Source organism: Streptomyces sp. NPDC101194 (assembly GCF_044767885.1).
In the GTDB taxonomy this organism is placed as follows: domain Bacteria; phylum Actinomycetota; class Actinomycetes; order Streptomycetales; family Streptomycetaceae; genus Streptomyces.
The window spans coordinates 1306140-1330302 of the sequence record NZ_JBIWOS010000001.1; the positions used below are offsets into that span (position 1 = coordinate 1306140).

23 protein-coding genes are annotated in these 24163 nt (G+C 69.4%); 15 read left to right on the top strand and 8 right to left on the bottom strand.

Annotated features, from left to right (window positions below; translation table 11 throughout):
* The first annotated feature begins 6 nt into the window (after window positions 1-6).
* The 7 genes from ACIRP2_RS05765 to ACIRP2_RS05795 all read left to right on the top strand — a co-directional run bounded on the left by ACIRP2_RS05765 (window position 7) and on the right by ACIRP2_RS05795 (window position 6691).
* Window positions 7-1218, top strand: a complete 1212-nt coding sequence (locus tag ACIRP2_RS05765) for a phosphoglycerate kinase (RefSeq protein ID WP_404246848.1) — start codon at window positions 7-9, stop codon at window positions 1216-1218.
* Between the two features lie 6 nt (window positions 1219-1224).
* Window positions 1225-2001 carry a triose-phosphate isomerase gene (tpiA, locus tag ACIRP2_RS05770; protein WP_404246850.1) on the top strand — a complete coding sequence of 259 codons (777 nt, stop codon included), beginning with the start codon at window positions 1225-1227 and terminating at the stop codon, window positions 1999-2001.
* 115 nt (window positions 2002-2116) lie between these two features.
* Window positions 2117-2353, top strand: coding sequence for a preprotein translocase subunit SecG (gene secG / locus ACIRP2_RS05775; RefSeq protein ID WP_114243929.1), 237 nt, complete (start codon window positions 2117-2119; stop codon window positions 2351-2353).
* Window positions 2354-2462: 109 nt separating this feature from the next.
* The gene (locus ACIRP2_RS05780) at window positions 2463-2798 is read left to right on the top strand and encodes an RNA polymerase-binding protein RbpA (RefSeq protein ID WP_072483070.1); all 336 of its coding nucleotides are present in this window, start codon (window positions 2463-2465) and stop codon (window positions 2796-2798) included.
* A gap of 182 nt (window positions 2799-2980) precedes the next feature.
* Entirely contained in the window at window positions 2981-4633 is a 1653-nt protein-coding gene (gene pgi / locus ACIRP2_RS05785; RefSeq protein WP_404246853.1) for a glucose-6-phosphate isomerase, read from the top strand.
* A 4-nt stretch (window positions 4634-4637) separates the two neighbouring features.
* Window positions 4638-5141, top strand: a complete 504-nt coding sequence (locus ACIRP2_RS05790; RefSeq protein WP_404246855.1) for a PH domain-containing protein — start codon at window positions 4638-4640, stop codon at window positions 5139-5141.
* On the top strand, window positions 5138-6691 hold the full coding sequence (locus ACIRP2_RS05795; RefSeq protein WP_404246857.1) for a PH domain-containing protein: 1554 nt from the start codon (window positions 5138-5140) through the stop codon (window positions 6689-6691). The genes ACIRP2_RS05790 and ACIRP2_RS05795 overlap by 4 nt, the downstream gene beginning before the upstream one ends.
* Before the next feature lie 207 nt (window positions 6692-6898).
* Here ACIRP2_RS05795 and pgl read toward each other — a convergent pair whose 3' ends face one another.
* The 5 genes from pgl to tkt are packed head-to-tail and all read right to left on the bottom strand — an operon-like array spanning window position 6899 to window position 13478.
* Complete coding sequence (gene pgl / locus ACIRP2_RS05800) at window positions 6899-7681, bottom strand: 6-phosphogluconolactonase (protein ID WP_404246859.1); 783 nt, start codon at window positions 7679-7681, stop codon at window positions 6899-6901.
* Window positions 7678-8688: a glucose-6-phosphate dehydrogenase assembly protein OpcA gene (opcA, locus tag ACIRP2_RS05805; protein WP_404246861.1), complete on the bottom strand. Its 1011-nt coding sequence runs from the start codon at window positions 8686-8688 to the stop codon at window positions 7678-7680. Before opcA ends, pgl begins: the two co-directional genes overlap by 4 nt.
* Window positions 8685-10217: a glucose-6-phosphate dehydrogenase gene (gene zwf, locus ACIRP2_RS05810; protein WP_376282907.1), complete on the bottom strand. Its 1533-nt coding sequence runs from the start codon at window positions 10215-10217 to the stop codon at window positions 8685-8687. Before zwf ends, opcA begins: the two co-directional genes overlap by 4 nt.
* Window positions 10218-10222: 5 nt before the next feature.
* On the bottom strand, window positions 10223-11341 hold the full coding sequence (gene tal / locus ACIRP2_RS05815) for a transaldolase (protein ID WP_404246863.1): 1119 nt from the start codon (window positions 11339-11341) through the stop codon (window positions 10223-10225).
* 34 nt (window positions 11342-11375) lie between these two features.
* Entirely contained in the window at window positions 11376-13478 is a 2103-nt protein-coding gene (gene tkt / locus ACIRP2_RS05820) for a transketolase (protein ID WP_404246865.1), read from the bottom strand.
* Between the two features lie 480 nt (window positions 13479-13958).
* Between tkt and ACIRP2_RS05825 the strand changes: the two genes are divergently transcribed.
* Both ACIRP2_RS05825 and ACIRP2_RS05830 read left to right on the top strand, forming a co-directional pair.
* Complete coding sequence (locus ACIRP2_RS05825; protein WP_404246867.1) at window positions 13959-14912, top strand: heme o synthase; 954 nt, start codon at window positions 13959-13961, stop codon at window positions 14910-14912.
* A gap of 98 nt (window positions 14913-15010) precedes the next feature.
* Window positions 15011-15367, top strand: a complete 357-nt coding sequence (locus ACIRP2_RS05830; RefSeq protein ID WP_404246869.1) for a hypothetical protein — start codon at window positions 15011-15013, stop codon at window positions 15365-15367.
* 94 nt (window positions 15368-15461) lie between these two features.
* Here ACIRP2_RS05830 and ACIRP2_RS05835 read toward each other — a convergent pair whose 3' ends face one another.
* From ACIRP2_RS05835 to ACIRP2_RS05845, 3 genes are all read right to left on the bottom strand, one after another.
* Window positions 15462-16475 carry a heme A synthase gene (locus ACIRP2_RS05835; RefSeq protein ID WP_404246871.1) on the bottom strand — a complete coding sequence of 338 codons (1014 nt, stop codon included), beginning with the start codon at window positions 16473-16475 and terminating at the stop codon, window positions 15462-15464.
* Between the two features lie 75 nt (window positions 16476-16550).
* On the bottom strand, window positions 16551-17318 hold the full coding sequence (locus ACIRP2_RS05840) for an ABC transporter permease (RefSeq protein WP_404246873.1): 768 nt from the start codon (window positions 17316-17318) through the stop codon (window positions 16551-16553).
* Window positions 17315-18241: an ABC transporter ATP-binding protein gene (locus ACIRP2_RS05845; protein ID WP_404246875.1), complete on the bottom strand. Its 927-nt coding sequence runs from the start codon at window positions 18239-18241 to the stop codon at window positions 17315-17317. The genes ACIRP2_RS05840 and ACIRP2_RS05845 overlap by 4 nt, the downstream gene beginning before the upstream one ends.
* Window positions 18242-18377: 136 nt before the next feature.
* Here ACIRP2_RS05845 and ACIRP2_RS05850 point away from each other — a divergent pair, with 136 nt between their 5' ends.
* Genes ACIRP2_RS05850 through ACIRP2_RS05875 form a run of 6 tightly spaced genes read left to right on the top strand, consistent with a single transcriptional unit; the run spans window position 18378 to window position 24154 of the window.
* A complete protein-coding gene (locus tag ACIRP2_RS05850) occupies window positions 18378-19118 on the top strand; it encodes a helix-turn-helix transcriptional regulator (protein ID WP_404246877.1) in 741 nt (246 codons plus the stop codon).
* On the top strand, window positions 19115-20536 hold the full coding sequence (gene sufB, locus ACIRP2_RS05855; RefSeq protein ID WP_266736472.1) for a Fe-S cluster assembly protein SufB: 1422 nt from the start codon (window positions 19115-19117) through the stop codon (window positions 20534-20536). The genes ACIRP2_RS05850 and sufB overlap by 4 nt, the downstream gene beginning before the upstream one ends.
* 58 nt (window positions 20537-20594) lie before the next feature.
* Window positions 20595-21812 (top strand): Fe-S cluster assembly protein SufD, encoded by a 1218-nt coding sequence (sufD, locus tag ACIRP2_RS05860; RefSeq protein ID WP_404246879.1) that lies wholly within the window; start codon window positions 20595-20597, stop codon window positions 21810-21812.
* The gene (locus ACIRP2_RS05865; protein ID WP_093899509.1) at window positions 21812-22129 is read left to right on the top strand and encodes a bifunctional 3-phenylpropionate/cinnamic acid dioxygenase ferredoxin subunit; all 318 of its coding nucleotides are present in this window, start codon (window positions 21812-21814) and stop codon (window positions 22127-22129) included. The genes sufD and ACIRP2_RS05865 overlap by 1 nt, the downstream gene beginning before the upstream one ends.
* Before the next feature lie 7 nt (window positions 22130-22136).
* On the top strand, window positions 22137-22901 hold the full coding sequence (sufC, locus tag ACIRP2_RS05870) for a Fe-S cluster assembly ATPase SufC (protein ID WP_266736468.1): 765 nt from the start codon (window positions 22137-22139) through the stop codon (window positions 22899-22901).
* The gene (locus tag ACIRP2_RS05875; protein ID WP_351078840.1) at window positions 22898-24154 is read left to right on the top strand and encodes a cysteine desulfurase; all 1257 of its coding nucleotides are present in this window, start codon (window positions 22898-22900) and stop codon (window positions 24152-24154) included. Before sufC ends, ACIRP2_RS05875 begins: the two co-directional genes overlap by 4 nt.
* Window positions 24155-24163 lie beyond the last annotated feature (9 nt).

Consider the following 24163-nt stretch of genomic DNA (forward strand, 5'->3'; position numbering starts at 1 on the left):
AGCAAGATGAAGACGATCGACGAACTTCTCGCCGAAGGGGTCACCGGCAAGCGCGTATTCGTCCGCGCCGACCTCAACGTGCCGCTGAGCGGCACCACCATCACCGACGACGGCCGCATCCGCGCCGTCCAGCCGACCGTGGAGAAGCTCGCCGCGGCCGGGGCGCGGGTCATCGTCGCCTCGCACCTGGGTCGTCCCAAGGGGACCCCGGACCCCGCCTTCTCCCTGGCGCCCGCCGCCGCCCGCCTCGGCGAGCTCCTCGGTGCCGACGTGGCCTTCGCGACCGACACGGTCGGCGAGTCCGCCCGCGCCACGGTCGCCGCGCTCACCGACGGCCGGGTCGCCGTCATCGAGAACCTCCGCTTCAACCCCGGTGAGACCTCCAAGGACGACGCCGAGCGCGGCGCGTTCGCCGACCGGCTCGCCGAGCTCGCCGACGTGTACGTGGGCGACGGCTTCGGGGCCGTGCACCGCAAGCACGCCTCGGTCTTCGACCTCCCGGCCCGGCTGCCGCACGCCGCCGGTGACCTGATCGCCACCGAGGTCGGAGTCCTGAAGAAGCTCACCGAGAACGTCGAGCGCCCCTACGCCGTCGTGCTCGGCGGCTCCAAGGTCTCGGACAAGCTCGGTGTCATCGACCACCTGCTGGAGCGCGCCGACCGCATTCTCATCGGCGGCGGCATGGCGTACACCTTCCTCAAGGCCCAGGGACACGAGGTCGGCAGCTCCCTTCTCCAGGAGGACCAGATCCCGGCGGTGCTGGAGTACCTCAAGCGCGCCGAGGAGAAGGGCGTGGAGTTCGTGCTCCCCGTCGACGTCGTGGTCTCCGAGCAGTTCCCGGACCTCGGGGCCAAGGCCCCGACGCAGCACCGCACCGTGCCCGCGGACGCCATTCCGGCCGGTTTCATGGGGCTGGACAACGGTCCCGAGACCAACAAGCTGTACGCCTCGAAGCTCGCCGACGCCGTCACCGTCTTCTGGAACGGTCCGATGGGCGTCTTCGAGCACCCCGACTACGCCGAGGGCACCCGGGCCGTCGCCCAGGCCCTCGCCGACTCCTCGGGCTTCAGCGTCGTCGGCGGTGGTGACTCCGCCGCCGCCGTCCGCATCCTGGGCTTCGACGAAAACGCATTCGGACACATCTCGACCGGTGGCGGCGCCAGCCTCGAATACCTTGAGGGCAAGACGCTTCCCGGCCTCGCCGCACTGGAGGACTGACCTTTCATGACCACTCGCACCCCGCTGATGGCGGGCAACTGGAAGATGAACCTCAACCACCTCGAGGCCATCGCACACGTCCAGAAGCTCGCCTTCGCCCTGGCCGACAAGGACTACGAAGCCGTCGAGGTCGCCGTCCTGCCGCCCTTCACCGACCTGCGCTCCGTGCAGACGCTGGTCGACGGCGACAAGCTGAAGATCAAGTACGGCGCCCAGGACATCTCGGCGCACGACTCCGGCGCGTACACCGGTGAGATCTCCGGCCCGATGCTCGCCAAGCTGAAGTGCACCTACGTCGCCGTCGGCCACAGTGAGCGCCGCCAGTACCACGGCGAGACCGACGAGATCTGCAACAGCAAGGTGAAGGCCGCCTACAAGCACGGCCTGACCCCGATCCTCTGCGTCGGCGAGGAGCTGGAGGTCCGTGACGCGGGCAACCACGTCGCGCACACGCTCGCGCAGGTCGACGGCGGTCTGCAGGACATCCCGGCCGAGCAGGCCGAGTCGATCGTGATCGCGTACGAGCCGGTCTGGGCGATCGGGACCGGCAAGGTCTGCGGCGCCGACGACGCCCAGGAGGTCTGCGCGGCGATCCGCAGCCGCCTCGCCGAGCTGTACTCCCAGGAGCTGGCCGACAAGGTCCGCATCCAGTACGGCGGCTCCGTGAAGTCGGGGAACGTCGCCGAGATCATGTCGAAGCCGGACGTGGACGGCGCCCTCGTCGGCGGCGCTGCGCTGGACGCCGACGAGTTCGTCAAGATCGTCCGCTTCCGCGACCAGTGAGTATGCGGTAGCGCGGATCCGTCGTACCCTTGCGGGGGCCGGGGGAGGTGTAGCCTCCCGGCCCCCGTTGTTCGTACATGCAGTCCAGAGAAATTCCGGAAAGTAGGGACCAGCCGTGATTTTGGCGTTCGAGATCGCCCTGATCGTCTTCAGCCTGCTGCTGATGCTGCTGGTGCTGATGCACAAGGGGAAGGGCGGCGGTCTCTCCGACATGTTCGGTGGCGGCATGCAGTCGTCCGTGGGCGGCTCCTCGGTCGCCGAGCGGAACCTCGACCGGATCACCGTGTTCATCGGTCTGGCCTGGTTCGCGTGCATTGTTGTGCTTGGTCTGCTGATCAAGCTGGACAACTGACCCGTCGTACGCGATTCCCGGTGAGGGTGTAACTCCTTTCACTGGACGCGCGTTGGGCCTTACGTAGACTGGGGCATCTTCGAGCACCATCACGCAGGGAGTTACGACCGTGGCAAGTGGCAACGCGATCCGGGGAAGCCGGGTCGGAGCGGGGCCGATGGGGGAGGCCGAGCGTGGCGAGTCCGCGCCACGTCTCCGCATCTCCTTCTGGTGCTCGAACGGGCACGAGACGCAGCCGAGCTTCGCCAGTGACGCGCAGGTACCGGAGACTTGGGACTGTCCGCGCTGTGGTTTCCCGGCCGGCCAGGACCGGGACAGCCCGCCGGACCCGCCGCGCACCGAGCCGTACAAGACACACCTCGCGTACGTACGTGAGCGGCGGAGCGACGCGGACGGCGAGGCCATCCTCGCCGAGGCTCTGGCGAAACTCCGGGGCGAGATCTAGCGCCGCTCCCGGCACCAGCGCCGCGCACCGGAAGTTCACCGGCCGGGCACCCACAGGGTGCCCGGCCGGACTGCTTTTGTCGTGCCACGGCTTCCCGTCGTCTCGTCAACCCCTCTGATCAATTAAGTTGGAGAGGCAGCGGGGCATCTGCAGGCACGAGAAGAAGTGGGCTGATATCCGGGATGAATACACCTAGCCGAACCAGGCTCAACCAGACACCCGAATGGAACGCTCTGGGCAAGCACCGCGAGCAGCTCGGGACGACACATCTGCGGCAGCTCTTCGCGGACGATCCGCAGCGCGGTACCGGATACACCCTCCGGGTCGGCGATCTGTATGTCGACTACTCCAAGCACCTGGTCACCGACGAGACGCTCCGGCTGCTGCGCGAACTGGCCGCGGCCACCGGGGTGGCACAGCTGCGGGACGCGATGTTCCGCGGCGAGAAGATCAACACCACCGAGGACCGCGCCGTCCTGCACACCGCACTGCGTGCCCCGCGCGATGCGGTGATCGAGGTCGACGGCGAGAACGTGGTGCCCGGTGTGCACGCCGTGCTCGACAAGATGGCGTCCTTCTCCGACCGCATCAGGTCGGGGGAGTGGACCGGTCACACCGGCAAGCGCATCAAGAACGTCGTCAACATCGGCATCGGCGGCTCCGACCTCGGACCCGCCATGGCGTACGAGGTGCTGCGTTCCTTCACGGACCGCTCGCTCACCGTCCGCTTCGTGTCGAACGTCGACGGTGCCGACCTCCACGAGGCCGTGCGCGACCTCGACCCGGCCGAGACGCTCTTCGTCATCGCGTCGAAGACCTTCACCACCATCGAGACCATCACCAACGCCACCTCCGCCCGCGACTGGCTGCTGACCGGTCTGAGGGCCGGTCAGGAAGCGGTCGCCAAGCACTTCGTGGCACTGTCGACGAACGCCGGGAAGGTCGCGGACTTCGGCATCGACACCGCCAACATGTTCGAGTTCTGGGACTGGGTCGGCGGCCGCTACTCGTACGACTCCGCCATCGGTCTCTCGCTGATGATCGCCATCGGCCCGGACCGGTTCCGCGAGATGCTCGACGGCTTCCACCTCGTCGACGAGCACTTCCGCACCGCCCCCGCCGAGGAGAACGTCCCGCTGCTGCTGGGCCTGTTGGGCGTCTGGTACGGGGCGTTCTTCGACGCCCAGTCGCACGCGGTGCTGCCGTACAGCCACTATCTGTCCAAGTTCACCGCGTACTTGCAGCAGCTGGACATGGAGTCCAACGGCAAGTCCGTGGACCGCGACGGCGAGCCGGTCGACTGGCAGACCGGACCGGTCGTCTGGGGCACCCCCGGCACCAACGGGCAGCACGCGTACTACCAGCTGATCCACCAGGGCACCAAGGTGATCCCGGCCGACTTCATCGGCTTCGCCGAGCCGGTCGCGGACCTGCTGCCCGGCCTGGTCGCCCAGCACGATCTGCTGATGGCCAACTTCTTCGCCCAGACGCAGGCGCTGGCCTTCGGCAAGACGCCGGACGAGGTCCGTGCCGAGGGGGTCGCCGAGGAACTGGTGCCGCACAAGACCTTCAAGGGCAACCACCCGACGACGACGATCCTGGCCGACCGCCTGACCCCGTCCGTCCTCGGGCAGCTGATCGCGCTGTACGAGCACAAGGTCTTCGTCCAGGGCGCCGTCTGGAACATCGACTCCTTCGACCAGTGGGGCGTCGAACTGGGCAAGGTGCTCGCCAAGAGGATCGAGCCGGTGCTGACCGAAGGCCGGGGAGGCGAGGGGCTGGACAGCTCGACCGCCGCGCTCGTCGAGGCGTACCGCGCCCGCAGGGGGCGCTGAGCCGATGGCCACGGGGGAGCGGACGGTGCGGCTGAGGCCGCCGAAGAACACCCTGGACCCGAGGGCCGTCGGTTGGTGGCGGGCCCAGTGGCTGCTGCTGACCGCGGCACCGGTGGTCGTCCTGGTCGTACTGGGCGTGCTCATCGAGCCCGCCCGGTTCTGGCTGCTGCTGCCCGCCGCGGTCCTCGCGGTCCTCGGCGGCGGCTGCGCCGTCCTCTTCCCCCTCTGGTGGTTCCGCACCCACCGCTGGGAGGTCACCGACGAAGCGGTGTACGTCAGAACCGGCGTGCTGCGTCAGGAGTGGCGGATCGCCCCGATGTCGCGGATCCAGACCGTGGACACCGTGCGTGGCCCGCTCGAACAGCTCTACCGGCTCGCCACGGTCACCGTGACCACCGCGTCGTCCAGGGGCGCGGTGCGGATCGAGGGGCTGGGTCATGAGGTGGCGGCCGAGCTGGCCGAGCGGCTGACCCGGATAACCCGGGAGACCCCCGGGGACGCCACATGAGCGTCGGGACGACCGTCTTCCCGGAGGCCGACGACGACAGCCCCGGTGCCGCTGCCGACTGGCGGCGGCTGGACCGGCGTACGGTCCTCGTCAGCGCACTCGTCACGGCCGGGGTGGTGGCCGGCGCGGCCGTCCCCACCACGCTGGGGCTCTCCGGGCGGTTCGGGCTCGGCCATGCGGTCGCCTGGGTGCTGACCGGTGCCGTCCTGCTGATCGCGGGCGCCGCGGCCGGCGACCACGTGCGATGGCGCCGCACCCGCTACCGCATCGGCGCCGAACGGGTCGAGCTCCACTCCGGGCTGTTCCTGGTCAAGAAGCGCTCACTGGCCCGGACACGCATCCGCAGCGTCGACCTCACCGCCCACCTGCTGCAACGGGTCCTGGGCCTGGTCACCGTCCGCATCGGCACCGGCGAGCACTCCGGCAACGAATCCACCCTGGAACTGGACCCGGTCCCCAGGGCCGAGGGCGAACGGCTCCGCCGCGAACTGCTGGAACGTGCGGCCACCGGAGCCCCGGGCACCCATCGCGAGGGCGAGCTCGTCGCCCTCGACCCGCGCTGGATCCGCTACGCACCGGTCTCGTTCGTCGCCCCCGCGCTCGGCGGCGCGGCGGCCGGCGGGGTGATGCAGGTCAGCGACTGGTTCGGGGCGCAGGGACAGGTGATCGACTGGATCGGTGACCGGTTCCGGGACACCTCGCTGATCACCATGATCGTGATCCTCGTCGTCGCCGCGGTCGCCGCCGGGGTCGTCGGCGCGCTCGGCCTGTGGGTCGAGATGTGGTGGAGCTACCGGCTGGAGCGCGAACCCGGCGGCACCCTGCGCGTCCGGCGCGGACTGCTGACCTCCCGCTCCGTCTCCATCGAGGAGCGGCGGCTGCGCGGTGTCGACCTCGTCGAACCGCTCGGCGTCCGGCTGTTCGGTGCCGCCAGGGTGGACGCGATCACCACCGGGCTCGCCAAGGACGACGAGGAGCAGCACGGCGACCACAACACCCTGCTGCCCGCCGCGCCGCGCCGCGTCGCCGACGCGGTGGCCGCCGACGTCCTGCGCGAGGTCACGTCCCCGACGGGCGCCCCGCTGACCGGGCACCCCCGCGCGGCCCGGGGCAGGCGGTTGCGCCGGGCGTGCGGGGCCGTCCTCGCCCCCGTCGCCGTCCTCGTCCTCCTGGGGGTGCTGCTGACACCCGTCCTGCTCTGGATCGCGCTCGCCTGCGCGGTCGTCGGGCTGCCCGTCGGGGTGCTCCTCGCCCGGGACGCGTACCGCGGCCTGGGACACACCGTCGACGGCGACTACCTGGTGGTCCGGTCCGGCACGCTGCGCCGCTCGACCGCCGCCCTGGAGCGGGCCGGCGTCATCGGCTGGACGGTCGGGCAGACGTACTTCCAGCGGCGGGCCGGGGTGCTGAGCCTCACGGCGACGACGGCTGCCGGAGCGGGCGCGTACACGGCGTACGACGCGGATGCGAGCGAGGGACTGGACTTCGCCTCCAAGGCCGTTCCCGGCCTGCTGGAGCCCTTTCTGGAGCGCACTCCGCCCGCCGGGTGACCGGGGTGCCCGGCCGTGCGTCGGGTCGGCGAGCAGAGCCCGTCCGACGCTCTCGGCACGTGCGGTGCGTGCCGGAGCGGGCTCGGCCCCTCCTGAATCCTGCCGCGCCCGTCACCGCAGTGGCAGCCGGGCCGTGCCCGGCACGCCGCAGGCCCGGTTCGCTCCGAGGAGCGAACCGGGCCTGCGCACAACGGCACTGACGACTGTTCAGGAAGAGGCCGGCGGATACAGCGCGCGCGGCAGCCGCGAGGCCGCCGCCGCGTCCAGCAGCCACAGAGTGCGGCTGCGTCCGTACGCACCGGCCGCCGGGGCCTGGATCTCCCCGGCGCCCGAGAGCGCGATCTCCGCGGCCTCCGCCTTGTCCTCGCCCGCGGCGAGCAGCCACACCTCGCGTGCCGCCCGGATCGCGGGCAGCGTGAGCGAGACGCGGGTGGGCGGCGGTTTGGGGGCGCCGTGCACACCGACGACGGTGCGCTCGGTCTCCCGTACCGCCGGCAGCTCCGGGAAGAGCGAGGCGACATGCGTGTCCGGGCCGACGCCCAGCATCAGGACGTCGAACGTCGGCACCGGACCGTGGTCCTCGGGGCCGGCCGCGGCGGCCAGTTCAGCGGCGTACGAGGCCGCCGCCGCGTCGGCGTCGCTGCCGTACGGACCGTCCGAGGCAGGCATCGCGTGCACCCGTGACGGGGTCAGCGGCACCGAGTCCAGCAGGGCCGCGCGGGCCTGCGTGACATTGCGCTCCGGATCGCCCTCCGGCAGGAACCGCTCGTCGCCCCACCACAGGTCGAGCCGCGACCAGTCGATCGCGTCCCGGGCGGGCGCTTCGGCGAGGGCGGCCAGCAGGCCGTTGCCGTTGCGCCCGCCGGTGAGGACCACCGAGGCGTAGCCGCGTGCGGCCTGGGCGTCCACGATCCTCGTGATCAGCCTGGCCGCGGCGGCCTGTGCCATCAGCTCCTTGTCGCGGTGCACGACGAGCTGAGGAGCACTCACTTCGCCGCCGCCTTCTTCGCCGCGGTCTTCTTCGCGGCGGCCGGGGCGGCGGCGGGAGCGGGCTCCGACGGCTTCTGCTCCGGCCCGGCGAGCTTCTCCACGCCGAACTTCACCGTTGCCGCATAGGTGTTGTCCGGGTCCAGGCGCCGCAGTTCCTCGGCGAGCAGCTCGGCCGTTTCCCGCCGCTTGAGCGCCACCGCACGGTCCGGCTGCCCCTGCATCGAGAGTGTGGCCAGCGAACCGTCCGGCCGGTCCAGGACGATGACGCCGTTCTTGGTCTCCATCCGCACGGCCGTCAGCCCGGGACCGTCGGACAGGGTGCGTGCCACCGGTACCTGGAGCCGGTCGGCGAGCCACATGGCGAGCAGCTCGCAGCTCGGGTTCTCCGACTCGCCCTCGACCGTCGCCGAGACCACCTCGACCTGCTGCTGGTCGAGCGCGGCCGCCAGCATCGAGCGCCACGGCGTGATGCGGGTCCAGGCCAGATCGGTGTCGCCCGGGGTGTACGACCGGGCGCGCACCGCGAGTTCGTCACCCGGGCGCTCCGATGCGTACGCGTCGGTGATCCGGCGCTGGGCGAGTGCGCCCAGCGGGTCCTTCGCCGGATCGGCGGGCGCGTCCTCGGGCCACCAGACCACGACCGGGGCGTCCGGCAGCAGCAGCGGCAGGACCACGGACTGGGCGTGGTTGGCCAGCTCGCCGTGGAGGCGCAGGACGACGGTCTCGCCGGTGCCCGCGTCGGAGCCGACCCGCACCTCGGCGTCGAGCCGGGCGTCCCGGCGGCTGCGCGGCGAGCGGCTGACCCGCTTGATCACCGCGATGATCCGCGAGGGGTGCTCGCGCGAGGCGTCACCGGCCGACTTGAGCGCGTCGTACGCGTTCTCCTCGTCGGTGACGATGACCAGGGTGAGCACCATGCCGATGGCCGGGGTGCCGATGGCGCGGCGGGCCGACACCAGCGCCTGGTTGATCTTGCTGGAAGTGGTTTCCGTGAGATCGATCTTCATGGCCGGCGCCAGCTCCGTCCGTCTCGTGCAAGCATCTCGTCCGCCTCGGCCGGGCCCCAGGTGCCCGCCGGGTACTGCGCGGGCTTGCCGTGCTTGTCCCAGTACTCCTCGATCGGGTCGAGGATGTTCCAGGAGAGTTCGACCTCCTGGTGCCGCGGGAAGAGGTTGGCGTCGCCGAGCAGCACATCGAGGATGAGCCGCTCGTACGCCTCCGGGCTGGACTCCGTGAAGGACTCGCCGTACGCGAAGTCCATCGTGACGTCCCGCACCTCCATCGAGGTGCCGGGCACCTTGGAGCCGAACCGCACGGTCACGCCCTCGTCCGGCTGGACCCGGATGACCAGGGCGTTGCCGCCCAGCTCCTCCGTCGCGCCGGACTCGAAGGGCAGATACGGGGCGCGCTTGAAGACGACCGCGATCTCCGTGACCCGGCGGCCGAGCCGCTTTCCGGTCCGGAGGTAGAACGGCACGCCCGCCCAGCGGCGGTTGTTGATCGTCAGTTTGATCGCGGCGAAGGTGTCGGTCGTCGACTTGGGGTCGATGCCGTCCTCCTCCAGATAGCCGAGGACCTCCTCGCCGCCCTGCCACGCGTGCGCGTACTGACCGCGCACCGTGTGCTTGCCCAGGTCCTCCGGCAGCTCCACCGCCGTGAGCACCTTGAGCTTCTCGGCGACCAGGGCCTTCGGGTGGAAGGAGCCGGGCTCCTCCATCGCCGTCAGCGCCAGCAGCTGGAGCAGGTGGTTCTGGATGACGTCACGGGCGGCGCCGATGCCGTCGTAGTAGCCGGCCCGGCCACCGATGCCGATGTCCTCGGCCATCGTGATCTGGACGTGGTCGACGTACGACCTGTTCCAGATCGGCTCGAACATCGTGTTGGCGAATCGCAGCGCCAGGATGTTCTGGACCGTCTCCTTGCCCAGGTAGTGGTCGATCCGGAAGACCTCGTTGGGCGGGAACACGTCATGGACGATCTGGTTGAGCTCCTGTGCGCTCTTCAGATCGTGGCCGAACGGCTTCTCGATGACGGCACGCCGCCAGGAACCCTCCTTCTGGTCGGCGAGCCCGTGCTTCTTGAGCTGCTGGACGACCTTGGGGAAGAACTTCGGCGGCACGGAGAGGTAGAAGGCGAAGTTGCCGCCCGTGCCCTGTGCCTTGTCGAGGTCCTGGATCGTGGCCTTCAGAGTCTCGAAGGCGTCGTCGTCGTCGAAGTTGCCCTGGACGAAGCGCATCCCCTGGATGAGCTGCTGCCAGACCTCTTCGCGGAACGGCGTACGCGCGTGCTGCTTGACGGCGTCGTGGACCTCCTGTGCGAAGTCCTCGTCGTGCCACTCGCGGCGCGCGAAGCCGATGAGTGAGAAGCCCGGCGGCAACAGGCCGCGGTTGGCCAGGTCGTAGACGGCGGGCATCAGCTTTTTACGGGACAAATCGCCCGTGACGCCAAAGATCACCAGACCCGACGGTCCCGCGATGCGCGGGAGCCGTCGGTCCTGGGGGTCACGAAGCGGGTTGGCTCCGGGAACACCAGACAATGTGGTCAGCCCTCCGAAGGGGCGAGGCGCTTGAGCTCCGCCTCGGTCGAGTTGAGCAGGTCGATCCAGGACGCCTCGAACTTCTCGACGCCCTCGTCCTCGAGAAGCTGGACGACGTCGTCGTAGGAGATCCCGAGCTTCGCGACCGCGTCGAGCTCGGCACGGGCCTGCTCGTAGGTGCCGGCGATGGTGTTGCCGGTGATCTGCCCGTGGTCCGCCGTGGCGTCCAGAGTGGCCTCGGGCATGGTGTTCACCGTGCCGGGGGCGACCAGGTCGACGACGTACAGGGTGTCCTTGTACGCGGGGTCCTTGACGCCGGTCGAGGCCCACAGCGGACGCTGCTTGTTGGCCTGCGCCTTGTCCAGGGCGGCCCAGCGCTCCGAGCCGAAGACCTCCTCGTACGCCTGGTAGGCGAGCCTGGCGTTGGCGAGTGCCGCCTTGCCCTTGAGGGCCTTGGCCTCATCGGTGCCGATCGCGTCGAGACGCTTGTCGATCTCGGAGTCCACGCGGGACACGAAGAAGGAGGCCACCGAGTGGATCTTGGAGAGGTCCAGGCCCGCGGCCTTCGCCTTCTCCAGACCCGCCAGGTAGGCGTCCATGACCTCGCGGTAGCGCTCCAGCGAGAAGATCAGCGTGACGTTGACGCTGATGCCCTTGCCGATGACCTCGGTGATCGCCGGGAGACCGGCCTTCGTCGCCGGGATCTTGATGAGCGTGTTGGGCCGGTCCACCAGCCACGCCAGCTGCTTGGCCTCGGCGACGGTGGCGGCGGTGCGGTGCGCCAGACGCGGGTCGACCTCGATGGAGACCCGGCCGTCCTGGCCGTCCGTGGCGTCGAAGACCGGACGCAGGATGTCCGCCGCGTCCCGTACGTCGGCCGTCGTGATCATGCGGATGGCCTCGTCGACGGTGACCTTGCGGGTGGCGAGGTCGGTGAGCTGCTGCTCGTAGCCGTCGCCGTGCGAGATCGCCTTCTGGAAGATCGACGGGTTGGTGGTGACGCCCACGACGTGCTGCTCGTCGATCAGCTCGGCGAGGTTGCCCGAGGTGATCCGCTTGCGCGACAGGTCATCGAGCCAGATCGCCACGCCCTCGTCGGAGAGGCGCTTGAGTGCGTCTGTCATGAGAATTGCATCTCCTACTAGTCGTATAACGGCGTCAGCGCGTGGCGGCGGCGAGAGATTCCCGCGCTGCGGCGGCGACGTGCTCGCCGGTGAAGCCGAACTCACGGAAGAGGACCTTGGCGTCGGCCGAGGCACCGAAGTGCTCCAGCGAGACGATCCGGCCGACGTCTCCCACGTAACGGTGCCAGGTCAGACCGATACCGGCCTCGACCGCCACCCGGGCCTTCACGGACGGCGGCAGAACGCTGTCCTTGTAGGCCTGGTCCTGCTCCTCGAACCACTCGACCGACGGCATCGACACCACCCGGGTCGGGATGCCGGCCGCCTGCAGTTCCTCGCGCGCCTCGACGGCGAGGTGCACCTCGGAGCCCGTACCGATCAGGAGGACCTGGGGCGCCGCGTTCTGCCCATCGGGCCCTTCGGCCTCGAAGAGCACGTAGCCGCCCTTGGCCGCGTCCTCGTTCGCCTCGTAGGTCGGCACGCCCTGTCGGGTCAGCGCCAGACCGTGCGGGGCCCCCTTGCCGAACACCTTGGTGTAACGGCGCAGGATCTCGCGCCAGGCGATGGAGGTCTCGTTGGCGTCGGCCGGGCGGACGATGTTCAGGCCCGGGATGGCGCGCAGCGAGGCCAGGTGCTCCACCGGCTGGTGGGTCGGGCCGTCCTCGCCGAGACCGATCGAGTCGTGCGTCCACACGTACGTCACCGGCAGGTGCATCAGCGCGGACAGCCGAACGGCGTTGCGCATGTAGTCGGAGAAGACCAGGAACGTGCCGCCGTAGATGCGGGTGTGGCCGTGCAGCGCGATGCCGTTCATGGCCGCGGCCATGGCGTGCTCGCGGATACCGAAGTGGATCGTGCGGCCGTAGGGGTCGGCACCGGGCAGCGGGTTGCCCACCGGGAGGAACGACGACGTCTTGTCGATCGTCGTGTTGTTCGAGCCCGCGAGGTCGGCGGAGCCGCCCCACAGCTCGGGGATGACCTCGCCGAGCGACTGGAGAACCTTGCCGGAGGCGGCACGGGTCGCGACGCTCTTGCCCGGCTCGAAGACCGGAAGCCTGTCCTCCCAGCCCGTGGGCAGTTCGCCCGCGGAGATCCGGTCGAACTCGGCGGCGCGCTCCGGGTTGGCGGTGCGCCAGGCGGCGAGGGACTTCTCCCACTCGGCCTTGGCCTCACGGCCGCGGTCCAGCGCCTCACGGGTGTGGGAGATGACCTCGTCGGAGACCTCGAAGGACTTCTCCGGGTCGAAGCCGAGGACCTTCTTCGTCGCGGCGACCTCTTCGGCCCCGAGCGCCGAGCCGTGCGAGGCCTCGGTGTTCTGGGCGTTCGGGGCGGGCCAGGCGATGATCGAGCGGGCCGCGATGAACGAGGGGCGCTCGGTCTCGGCCTTGGCGGCCTGCAGCGCCTCGTACAGACCCGCCGGGTCCAGGTCGCCGCTGGGCAGCTGGTCGACGCGCTGGACGTGCCAGCCGTACGCCTCGTAACGCTTCAGGGTGTCCTCGGAGACCGCGGTCTCCGTGTCGCCCTCGATGGAGATGTGGTTGTCGTCCCACAGCAGGACCAGGTTGCCGAGCTTCTGGTGGCCGGCCAGCGAGGACGCCTCCGCGGAGATGCCCTCCTGGAGGCAGCCGTCACCGGCGACGACCCAGACCATGTGGTCGAACGGGGAGGTGCCGGGGGCCGCCTCCGGGTCGAACAGGCCGCGCTCGTAACGGGCGGCCATCGCCATGCCGACGGCGTTGGCGACACCCTGGCCCAGCGGGCCCGTGGTCGTCTCGACGCCGGTGGTGTGGCCGTACTCCGGGTGACCGGGGGTCTTCGAGCCCCAGGTGCGGAAAGCCTTGAGGTCATCGAGCTCCAGGCCGTAGCCGGCCAGGTAGAGCTGGATGTAGAGGGTCAGGCTGCTGTGACCCGCGGAGAGCACGAACCGGTCGCGTCCGGTCCACTCCGCGTCGGCGGGGTCGTGCCGCATCACCTTCTGGAAGAGGGTGTACGCGGCGGGAGCCAGGCTCATCGCCGTGCCCGGGTGGCCGTTTCCGACCTTCTGTACGGCGTCGGCGGCAAGGACGCGGACAGTGTCCACGGCCCGCTGGTCCAATTCGGTCCACTGGAGATCTGTGGTGGTCGGCTTGGTGCTCACCCTGAGTCAGGGCTCCTCTCCACTGTTTGAAAACCGGTGACTGTGACCGCACCGGGCGTTGTCGAGCCTACCCCCGTCGGAACAAGCATTTTCCGGCTGCTTTCCAGGGTGCAGGCGGCCTGCGGAGTTCGCCTCCCGTATGAGCGCAACGGCTCACTTCTGGGCCCTCCGATGAGCGCGCCCTGTAACCGATGCGCCCTCCGATGAGCGCATCCTCCTACTGATGCGCATCGACCGGCTTGTCCTCTTATCGGTGTCCTCCGCGTGCCGTCTCCCGGCTCCCCCGTCGCTCCGGCCGGCGCGGGCACGCCTCTGCTCCCCCGGCACTCCGAGGGGCCGGACGCCGTGCCTCCGCGCCACTTCAACACGACCCCACCCCCGCGAAGGGTGGCCTGTCCGCCAACGTCTACAGTGGTCTGGTTCGCGCAAGTCTTTACCGGGCTCTCACGCCCGGAGCTTGCTGGGATTTCTCTGTCAGGGGTGTGCGTGACGGCCGTCGAGTCCCGACCCGCAGGGGTCGCCTTGACTCCCAGCCCGGGGGGCCACCGCCCGTTCGGGGCCCGTGTCAAGGCATTCGTGGCGCTGACCAAGCCTCGGATCATCGAGCTGTTGCTGATCACCACTGTTCCGGTGATGTTCCTGGCCGCTCAGGGTGTGCCCGATCTGTGGCTCGTTCTCACCACCACCATCGGGGGATATCTCTCCGCTGGTGGTGCCAACGCGCTGAACATGTACATCGACCGCGACATCGACGCGCTGATGGACCGTACCTCGCAGCGCCCGCTGGTCACCGGCATGGTGAGCCCGCGTGAGTGCCTGGCCTTCGGTATCACCCTCGCGGTGATCTCCACGGTCTGGTTCGGACTGCTCGTCAACTGGCTGTCGGCCGCGCTCGCGCTCGGCGCGCTGCTGTTCTACGTCGTCGGCTACACGATGCTGCTCAAGCGCCGCACCTCGCAGAACATCGTCTGGGGCGGCATCGCCGGCTGCATGCCGGTCCTCATCGGCTGGTCCGCCGTGACCAACTCGATGTCCTGGGCCGCGGTCGTCCTCTTCGCTGTCATCTTCTTCTGGACGCCGCCGCACTACTGGCCGCTGTCGATGAAGGTCAAGGACGACTACGCCAGGGTCGGCGTGCCGATGCTCCCGGTCATCGCCTCCAACCGGGTGGTGGCCCGCCAGATCGTCCTCTACAGCTGGGTGATGGTCGCCGTCTCGCTGCTGCTGACCCCGCTCGGTTACACCGGCTGGTTCTACACGGTGGTGGCGCTGCTGACCGGCGGTTTCTGGCTCTGGGAGGCGCACGGCCTGCAGAACCGGGCCAAGGCCGGGGTGAGCGGCGCGAAGCTCAAGGAGATGCGGCTGTTCCACTGGTCGATCACCTACGTGTCGCTGCTCTTCGTCGCCGTGGCGGTCGACCCCTTCCTGAGGTAGTCGCACTTCTTCGACTCCTGCCGACGGGCGGGGTACGTGGTCCATGCCACGTGCCCCGCCCGTCGCACGTCGTTCTACCCATCGGTAGCATCCTGACCATGGCAGAGACGGCAGAGACCCAGGTGGAGAGCGGCAAGCAGGCGGCCCGCGCGGAGCGCAGGGCGGCCAGGCTCGCCAAGCAGATCGGTGCCTTCGCCAAGGCGCACGGCGGCGCGGAGGGCCAGCTCGCCTACATCGGGCAGATGGGCACCCGCATCGTTCTCGTGGGCGAGGACGGTGGCTGGGGCGATCTGGTGGCCCCGTCGTACGCGGTCGCCGAGAGCGCCGCGCAGAAGGCCGGGATCACGATGCACGAGTCCTTCGACGGGGAGTTCGCCGCGAAGGTGCGTACCGGCCCGTACGAGTGGACGCGAATGGCGGGCATCCAGGTGGGCGGCCCCTCCGACAAGGCCTGACCGGACGGACCCTCGTACGCCGATCGCCGGACGGACCCGCGTACAGGTCCGTCCGGCGATCGACGTGTGAGGAGGGCGTCCGGGCGCCCGGAGCTCAGCCCGCAGCGGCGGGCTGAGGCTGCTCGACTGCGGGGCCGGACACCGGGGCGACGGCCACCGGGCGCTCACGCAGCGACAGCAGCACCCGCACGACCGCGATCCACACCAGGCACGAGCCGAACATGTGCAGGCCGACGAGGATCTCGGGGGTGTCGGTGAAGTACTGGACGTAACCGATGACGCCCTGCCCCATCAGCACCAGGAAGAGGTCACGGGCACGGTGGAGCGGGCCGATGGGCGCGTCCACGGCCTTCAGCACGAACCAGAGGGCCACGGTGAGCGCCACCACGGCCCAGGCCAGATCGGCGTGCAGCTGCGTGATCATCTTCCAGTCGATCGGGATGCGGTGGACGTCGCTGGAGTCACCCGCGTGCCGTCCGGCGCCGGTGACGACCGTGCCGACCGCGATCAGCAGCCCCGCCACGACCGCGAGCAGCCAGGCCAGCTGCGACACCGCCTTGCCCACCAGCGGACGCGGCGCGGAGTCACCCTCGCGGACCCGCTGCCAGGTCACCATCGCGACGGTGAGCAGCGCCGTGGACAGCAGGAAGTGCGCCGCGACGGTGTACGGGTTGAGGCCGACCAGCACCACGATGCCGCCGAGCACCGCGTTGCCCATGACCACCCAGAACTGCGTCCAGCCGAGCCGGGTGAGGCTGTGCCGCCAGGGCTTCGCGGACCGGGCGGCGATGATCGCCCACCCGACGGCCGCGCACAGGACGTACGTCAGCATCCGGTTGCCGAACTCGATGACGCCGTGGAGGCCCATCTCGCTGGTCGCCGTGAGGCTCTCGTCGGTGCACTTGGGCCAGGTCGGACAGCCGAGGCCGGAGCCGGTCAGCCGCACCGCGCCGCCGGTCACGACGATGAGCACGGCCATGACGACGGCCGACATGGCCGCACGGCGCACCGTACGGGGGGACGGAGTCCATCGCTCGGCGATGAAGAGAAGCGGGTTCCGCGCGGCTTGAGCGACTTCGGCTCGGGTCAGCTTGGGCACGTGCACCATCGTAGGCGGCGGCTTGTGCAAGCTTTCACGAGGGGGACGAGTTACCCCGAACCGGCTCCGCGGCGCGCCGCGGGCTCACTCCCAGCGGAAGAACCTGGCCGCCGCGCCCAGCCCGAGCACAGCCCACACCACGAGGACGCCGAGGTCGCCCCACGGCATCGACGCGCCGTGCTGGAGCACGTCGCGCAGCCCGTCCGACAGGGCCGCGATCGGCAGCAGGCCCAGCGCCGACTGCACGGCGTCCGGGAACTTGTCGAGGGGCACGACGATCCCGCCGCCGACCAGCAGCAGCAGAAAGACCAGATTGGCCGCGGCGAGCGTCGCCTCCGCCTTCAGCGTCCCGGCCATCAGCAGACCGAGCCCGGAGAAGGCCGCGGTGCCGAGCACGAGCAGCAGCAGGACGGCGAAGGGGTTGCCGTGGGGCGACCAGCCCAGCGCGAACGCGATCACCGTGAGCAGCACCACCTGCAACACCTCGGTGACGAGCACCGCGAGCGTCTTGGCGGCCATCAGCGCCCAACGGGGCAGCGGCGAGGCGGCCAGCCGCTTGAGCACCCCGTACCGCCGCTCGAAACCGGTGGCGATGGCCTGGCCGGTGAAGGCCGTGGACATCACGGCGAGCGCGAGGATGCCGGGTGTCAGGAAGTCGACCGACCTGCCCTCGCCCGTGTCCACGATGTCGACCGCGCTGAACAGCACCAGCAGCAGCGTCGGGATGATCACGGTCAGCAGCAGCTGCTCCCCGTTGCGCAGCAGCATCCGCGTCTCCAGCGCGGTCTGCGTGGCGATCATGCGGGAGAGCGGGGCGGCGCCCGGCCGCGGGGTGTACGTACCGGCGCTCATGCGCGCAGCTCCTTGCCGGTCAGTTCCAGGAAGACGTCCTCCAGGGTGTGCCGCTCGACGGAGATGCCGGACGGCATCACTCCGCGCTGCGCGCACCAAGAGGTGACGGTGGCCAGCAGCTGGGGGTCGACGTCGCCGGTGATGCGGTACGTGCCCGGGGTGAGCTCCGCCGCCTCCGAGCCGTCGGGCAGTGCTTTCAGGAGGGAACCCAGGTCGAGACCGGGCCGGCCGGTGAAGCGCAGGGTGTTCTCGGCGCCGCCGCGGCAGAGCGTCTCGGGGCTGCCCTGGGCGATGACCTTGCCCGCGTCGATGACGGCGACGTCGTCGGCGAGCTCCTCGGCCTCGTCCATGAAGTGGGTGGTCAGGACGGTCGACACACCGTCGGCGCGCAGCTCGCGCACGAGGTCCCAGGTGGAGCGGCGGGCCTGCGGATCGAGGCCGGCGGTCGGCTCGTCCAGGAAGACCAGCTCGGGGCGGCCGACGACGGCCATCGCCAGGGCGAGTCGTTGCTGCTGGCCGCCGGAGAGCCGGCGGTAGGTCGTCCGGCCGCAGCTGCCGAGGCCCAGGCGCTCGATCAGCGCGTCGACGTCCAGCGGATGGGCGTGGAGCTTCGCCATGTGCCGGAGCATCTCGTCGGCGCGGGCACCGGAGTAGACACCGCCCGACTGGAGCATCACACCGATCCGGGGGCGCAGCTCCGCGGCGTCGGCGACCGGGTCGAGGCCGAGGACCTTCACCGTTCCGCCGTCCGGACGGCGGTACCCCTCGCAGGTTTCGATGGTGGTGGTCTTGCCGGCGCCGTTGGGGCCGAGGACGGCGGTGACGGTGCCGGTGCGTACACACAGGTCGAGGCCGTCCACAGCGGTCTTGGGGCCGTACCGCTTCACCAGGTTCCTGACCTGTACGACGGACTCGCTCTTCATGGCCGGTAAGTGTAGGCAGGGGCGGAACGACGCCGGGTCGCGGGGCCGAATTAGGTAACCCTAAGTGATGAACCGCACCGTAGATCGTTTCGGACCGTGGTTGTCAGGGCCCGGCGAATTACGCAACAATGGCGTTGTGAAAAACGTTGGCGAGGCTCCGCAGGAGGAACTCGCGACCGGCGAGCGCTCGACGCGCAACCGGGTCGCGCGCTCCATCCTGGACCACGGCCCGTCCACGGTCGCCGATCTGGCGAAGCGCCTCGGCCTGACCCAGGCCGCCGTCCGCCGCCATCTCGACGCCCTTGTCTCCGACGGGGTCGTCGAGGCCCGTGAGCAGCGGGTGTACGGGGCGCGGACCCGGGGCCGGCCGGCCAAGGTGTTCGCGCTGACGGACTGCGGGCGCGACGCCTTCGACCAGTCCTACGACAAGCTCGCGGCGGACGCCCTGCGGTGGATCGCCGAGACCTCGGGCGACGAAGCGGTCGTCGCTTTCGCGCGGGCCAGGATCGCGGCCCAGTCCGAGGCCTACCGCTCGGCGATCGAGGCCGCCGACCCCGAGGCGCGCACGGAGGCGTTGGCCAAGGCCTTGTCCGCCGACGGGTACGCTGCTACGGCGCGTAGCGCGCCCGGCCCGCAGCAGGGTGAACAGCTGTGCCAGCACCACTGCCCGGTCGCTCATGTCGCCGAGCAGTATCCGCAGCTGTGCGAGGCGGAGACGGAGTTCTTCTCCAGCCTCCTCGGGACACATGTACAGCGTCTGGCCACCATCGCCCACGGCGACGGTGTGTGTACGACGTACATTCCGCGCAGCGGCCACTCAGCACCACAGACCATCAATTCAGCATCTGCAAGCACGGCCGGGAGGAACCCCGCATGACGCTCCCTACGGAGACTGCCCACCCTGAGCTCGAGGGTCTGGGCACGTACGAATTCGGCTGGGCCGACTCCGACGCGGCAGGCGCCGCAGCCAAGCGCGGGCTCTCCGAGGAGGTCGTCCGCGACATCTCGGCGAAGAAGAACGAGCCCGAGTGGATGCTGAAGCTGCGCCTCAAGGGCCTCAGGCTCTTCGACAAGAAGCCCATGCCGAACTGGGGCTCCGACCTGTCGGGCATCGACTTCGACAACATCAAGTACTTCGTGCGGTCCACGGAGAAGCAGGCGGAGTCCTGGGAGGACCTGCCCGAGGACATCAAGAACACCTACGACAAGCTCGGCATCCCGGAGGCGGAGAAGCAGCGCCTGGTCGCCGGTGTCGCCGCGCAGTACGAGTCCGAGGTCGTCTACCACCAGATCCGCGAGGACCTGGAGGAGCAGGGCGTCATCTTCCTGGACACCGACACCGCGCTGAAGGAGCACCCGGAGCTCTTCAAGGAGTACTTCGGCACCGTCATCCCGGTCGGCGACAACAAGTTCGCCTCGCTGAACTCGGCCGTGTGGTCCGGCGGCTCGTTCATCTACGTGCCCAAGGGTGTCCACGTCGACATCCCGCTGCAGGCCTACTTCCGTATCAACACGGAGAACATGGGCCAGTTCGAGCGGACGCTGATCATCGTCGACGAGGACGCCTACGTCCACTACGTCGAGGGCTGCACCGCCCCGATCTACTCCTCCGACTCGCTGCACTCCGCGGTCGTCGAGATCATCGTGAAGAAGGGCGGCCGCTGCCGCTACACGACGATCCAGAACTGGTCGAACAACGTCTACAACCTGGTCACCAAGCGCGCCGTGGCCTACGAGGGCGCGACCATGGAGTGGGTCGACGGCAACATCGGCTCCAAGGTCACCATGAAGTACCCGGCCGTCTACCTGATGGGCGAGCACGCCAAGGGCGAGACCCTGTCCATCGCCTTCGCGGGCGAGGGCCAGCACCAGGACGCCGGCGCCAAGATGGTCCACATGGCGCCGAACACCTCCTCCAACATCGTCTCCAAGTCGGTGGCGCGAGGCGGCGGCCGTACGTCCTACCGCGGTCTGATCGAGATCGGCGAAGGCGCGCCGGGCGCGAAGTCCAACGTCCTGTGCGACGCCCTGCTGGTCGACACCATCTCGCGCTCCGACACCTACCCGTACGTCGACGTCCGCGAGGACGACGTGTCGATGGGGCACGAGGCCACCGTCTCCAAGGTCTCCGAGGACCAGCTCTTCTACCTGATGAGCCGTGGCCTGACGGAGTTCGAGGCGATGGCGATGATCGTGCGCGGCTTCGTCGAACCGATCGCGAAGGAGCTGCCGATGGAGTACGCCCTCGAGCTCAACCGGCTGATCGAGCTGCAGATGGAGGGTTCGGTCGGCTAGCACGGCCCGACACCGAACCCCCCGACTTTTGACAGAGAAAGCGAGCACTACGACAGCCATGGCTGAGGCCCAGAACTCCCCCACTCTCGGCTCCGTTCGAGCGGGGGGACCCCCTCCGGCGGGTTCCACCACCACCGGATCCATCGCGGTGGCCGCCGAGTCGACCGTCGCCACGCGCATGAGCGCGCCCCCGTCCTTCGACGTCGCGGACTTCCCCGTCCCGCACGGTCGTGAGGAGGAGTGGCGGTTCACGCCGCTGGAGCGGCTGCGCGGACTGCACGACGGCACGGCCGTCGCCACCGGCGGCGCCGTGAAGGTCGCGATCGAGGCCCCCGAGGGCGTCACGGTCGAGACCGTCGGCCGCGACGACTCCCGGCTCGGGAAGGCCGGCACCCCGGTGGACCGCGTCGCCGCCCAGGCGTACACGTCCTTCGAGCAGGCGTCCGTCGTCACGGTCGCCAAGGAGGCCGTGCTCACCGAGCCGATCCGCATCGCGGTGCACGGCGAGGGCGGTGTGGCCTACGGTCACCAGGTCGTCGAGCTGGGCGCCTTCGCCGAGGCCGTCGTCGTCATCGACCACACCGGTGACGCGGTGCTCGCCGCCAACGTGGACTACGTCCTCGGCGACGGCGCGAAGCTCACCGTCGTCTCCGTGCAGGACTGGGACGAGAACGCGGTCCACGTCGGTCAGCACAACGCGCTGGTCGGCCGGGACGCCTCGTTCAAGTCGATCGTCGTCACCTTCGGCGGTGACCTCGTCCGTCTCCACCCGCGCGTCAGCTACGCGGGCACCGGCGGCGAGGCCGAGCTCTTCGGCCTGTACTTCACCGACAGGGGCCAGCACCAGGAGCACCGTCTCCTGGTCGACCACAACACCCCGCACTGCAAGTCCAACGCCGCCTACAAGGGCGCGCTCCAGGGCGACGACGCGCACGCGGTGTGGATCGGTGACGTCCTCATCCGGGCCAGTGCCGAGGGCACCGACACCTACGAGATGAACCGCAACCTCGTCCTCACCGACGGCGCGCGGGTCGACTCGGTGCCGAACCTGGAGATCGAGACCGGCGAGATCGTGGGCGCCGGCCACGCCTCCGCGACCGGCCGCTTCGACGACGAGCAGCTCTTCTACCTGATGTCCCGCGGCATCCCGGCCGAGGAGGCCCGTCGGCTGGTCGTGCGCGGCTTCTTCGCCGAACTGGTCCAGCAGATCGGGCTGCCGGACGTCGAGGCGCGGCTGCTCGACAAGATCGAGGCCGAGCTGAAGGCGTCCGTCTGATGGCCTTTGTCAAAGCCTGTGCGCTGAGCGAGCTGGAGGACGACACCCCGAAGCGGGTGGAGCTCGACGGCATTCCGGTGTCCGTCGTCCGCACCGAGGGCGAGGTGTTCGCGATCAACGACATCTGCTCGCACGCGAACGTCTCACTGTCCGAGGGAGAGGTCGAGGACTGCATGATCGAGTGCTGGCTGCACGGCTCCAGCTTCGACCTCCGCACCGGCAAGCCGTCCGGTCTTCCCGCGACGCGCCCCGTCCCCGTATACCCCGTCAAGATCGAAGGGGACGATGTGCTCGTCTCCGTCACCCAGGAGTCCTGAGTCACCCATGGCAACGCTTGAAATCCGCGACCTGCACGTCTCCGTCGAGGCCGACAACGCCACGAAGGAGATCCTCAAGGGCGTCGACCTGACCGTGAAGCAGGGCGAGACCCACGCCATCATGGGCCCCAACGGGTCCGGCAAGTCCACCCTCGCGTACTCCCTCGCGGGTCACCCCAAGTACACGATCACCAGCGGTTCGGTGACCCTGGACGGCGAGGACGTCCTGGAGATGACCGTCGACGAGCGGGCCCGCGCCGGTCTGTTCCTCGCGATGCAGTACCCGGTCGAGATCCCCGGTGTCTCGGTCTCCAACTTCCTGCGCACCTCCGCCACCGCCGTCCGCGGCGAGGCGCCCAAGCTGCGTACCTGGGTGAAGGAGGTCAAGGAGACGATGGGCCGGCTCCAGATGGACCCGGCGTTCGCCGAGCGCAACGTGAACGAAGGCTTCTCCGGCGGTGAGAAGAAGCGCCACGAGATCCTTCAGCTGGAGCTCCTCAAGCCGAAGGTCGCGATCCTCGACGAGACCGACTCCGGCCTGGACGTCGACGCCCTGCGCATCGTTTCCGAGGGCGTCAACCGGGTTCGCGAGACCGGCGAGGTCGGCACCCTGCTGATCACGCACTACACGCGGATCCTCCGCTACATCAAGCCCGACTTCGTGCACGTCTTCGCCAACGGCCGTATTGCCGAGTCCGGCGGCGCCGAGCTCGCCGACAAGCTGGAGAACGAGGGCTACGAGGCATATGTGAAGGGTGGCGCTTCCGCGTGACACAGCTGCCGGGCCTCCTCGACACCGAGGCGATCCGCAAGGACTTCCCCCTGCTGGATCGTACGGTCCACGACGGAAAGAAGGTCGTCTACCTGGACAGTGCGGCGACCTCGCAGAAGCCGCGCCAGGTGCTCGACGCCCTCAACGAGTACTACGAGCGGCACAACGCCAATGTGCACCGCGGCGTGTACACGATCGCGGAGGAGGCCACGGCGCTGTACGAAGGCGCCCGTGACAAGGTCGCCGCGTTCATCAACGCGCCCAGCCGCAACGAGGTGATCTTCACCAAGAACGCCTCCGAGTCGCTGAACCTCGTGGCCAACATGCTCGGCTGGGCCGACGAGCCCTACCGGGTCGACCACGACACCGAGATCGTCACCACGGAGATGGAGCACCACTCCAACATCGTGCCGTGGCAGCTGCTCTCGCAGCGCACCGGCGCGAAGCTGAAGTGGTTCGGCATCACCGACGACGGCCGGCTCGACCTGTCCAACATCGACGAGATCATCACGGAGAAGACGAAGATCGTCTCCTTCACCCTGGTCTCCAACATCATGGGCACGATCAACCCGGTCGAGAAGATCATCCGCCGTGCCCAGCAGGTCGGCGCGCTGGTCTGCATCGACGCCTCGCAGGCCGCCCCGCACATGGTGCTGGACGTGCAGGCGCTGCAGGCCGACTTCGTGGCCTTCACCGGCCACAAGATGGTCGGCCCGACCGGCATCGGTGTGCTCTGGGGACGGCAGGAGCTCCTGGAGGACCTGCCGCCGTTCCTCGGCGGTGGCGAGATGATCGAGACCGTGTCGATGCACTCGTCGACCTACGCCCCCGCGCCGCACAAGTTCGAGGCCGGTACGCCCCCGATCGCCCAGGCCGTCGGCCTCGGCGCGGCCGTGGACTACCTCTCGGCGATCGGCATGGAGAACATCTACCGGCACGAGCACGCGATCACCGAGTACGCGGTGAAGCGGCTGCTGGAGGTGCCGGACCTCAGGATCATCGGTCCTGCGACGGCCGAGGACCGCGGCGCCACGATCTCCTTCACGCTCGGCGACATCCACCCCCACGACGTGGGTCAGGTGCTCGACGAGCAGGGCATCGCGGTCCGGGTCGGACACCACTGCGCGCGGCCGGTCTGCCTGAGGTACGGAATTCCTGCGACGACGCGAGCGTCGTTCTATCTGTACTCCACGCCCGCCGAGGTCGACGCCCTGGTGGACGGTCTGGAGCACGTACGGAACTTTTTCGGGTAATTGGCAGAG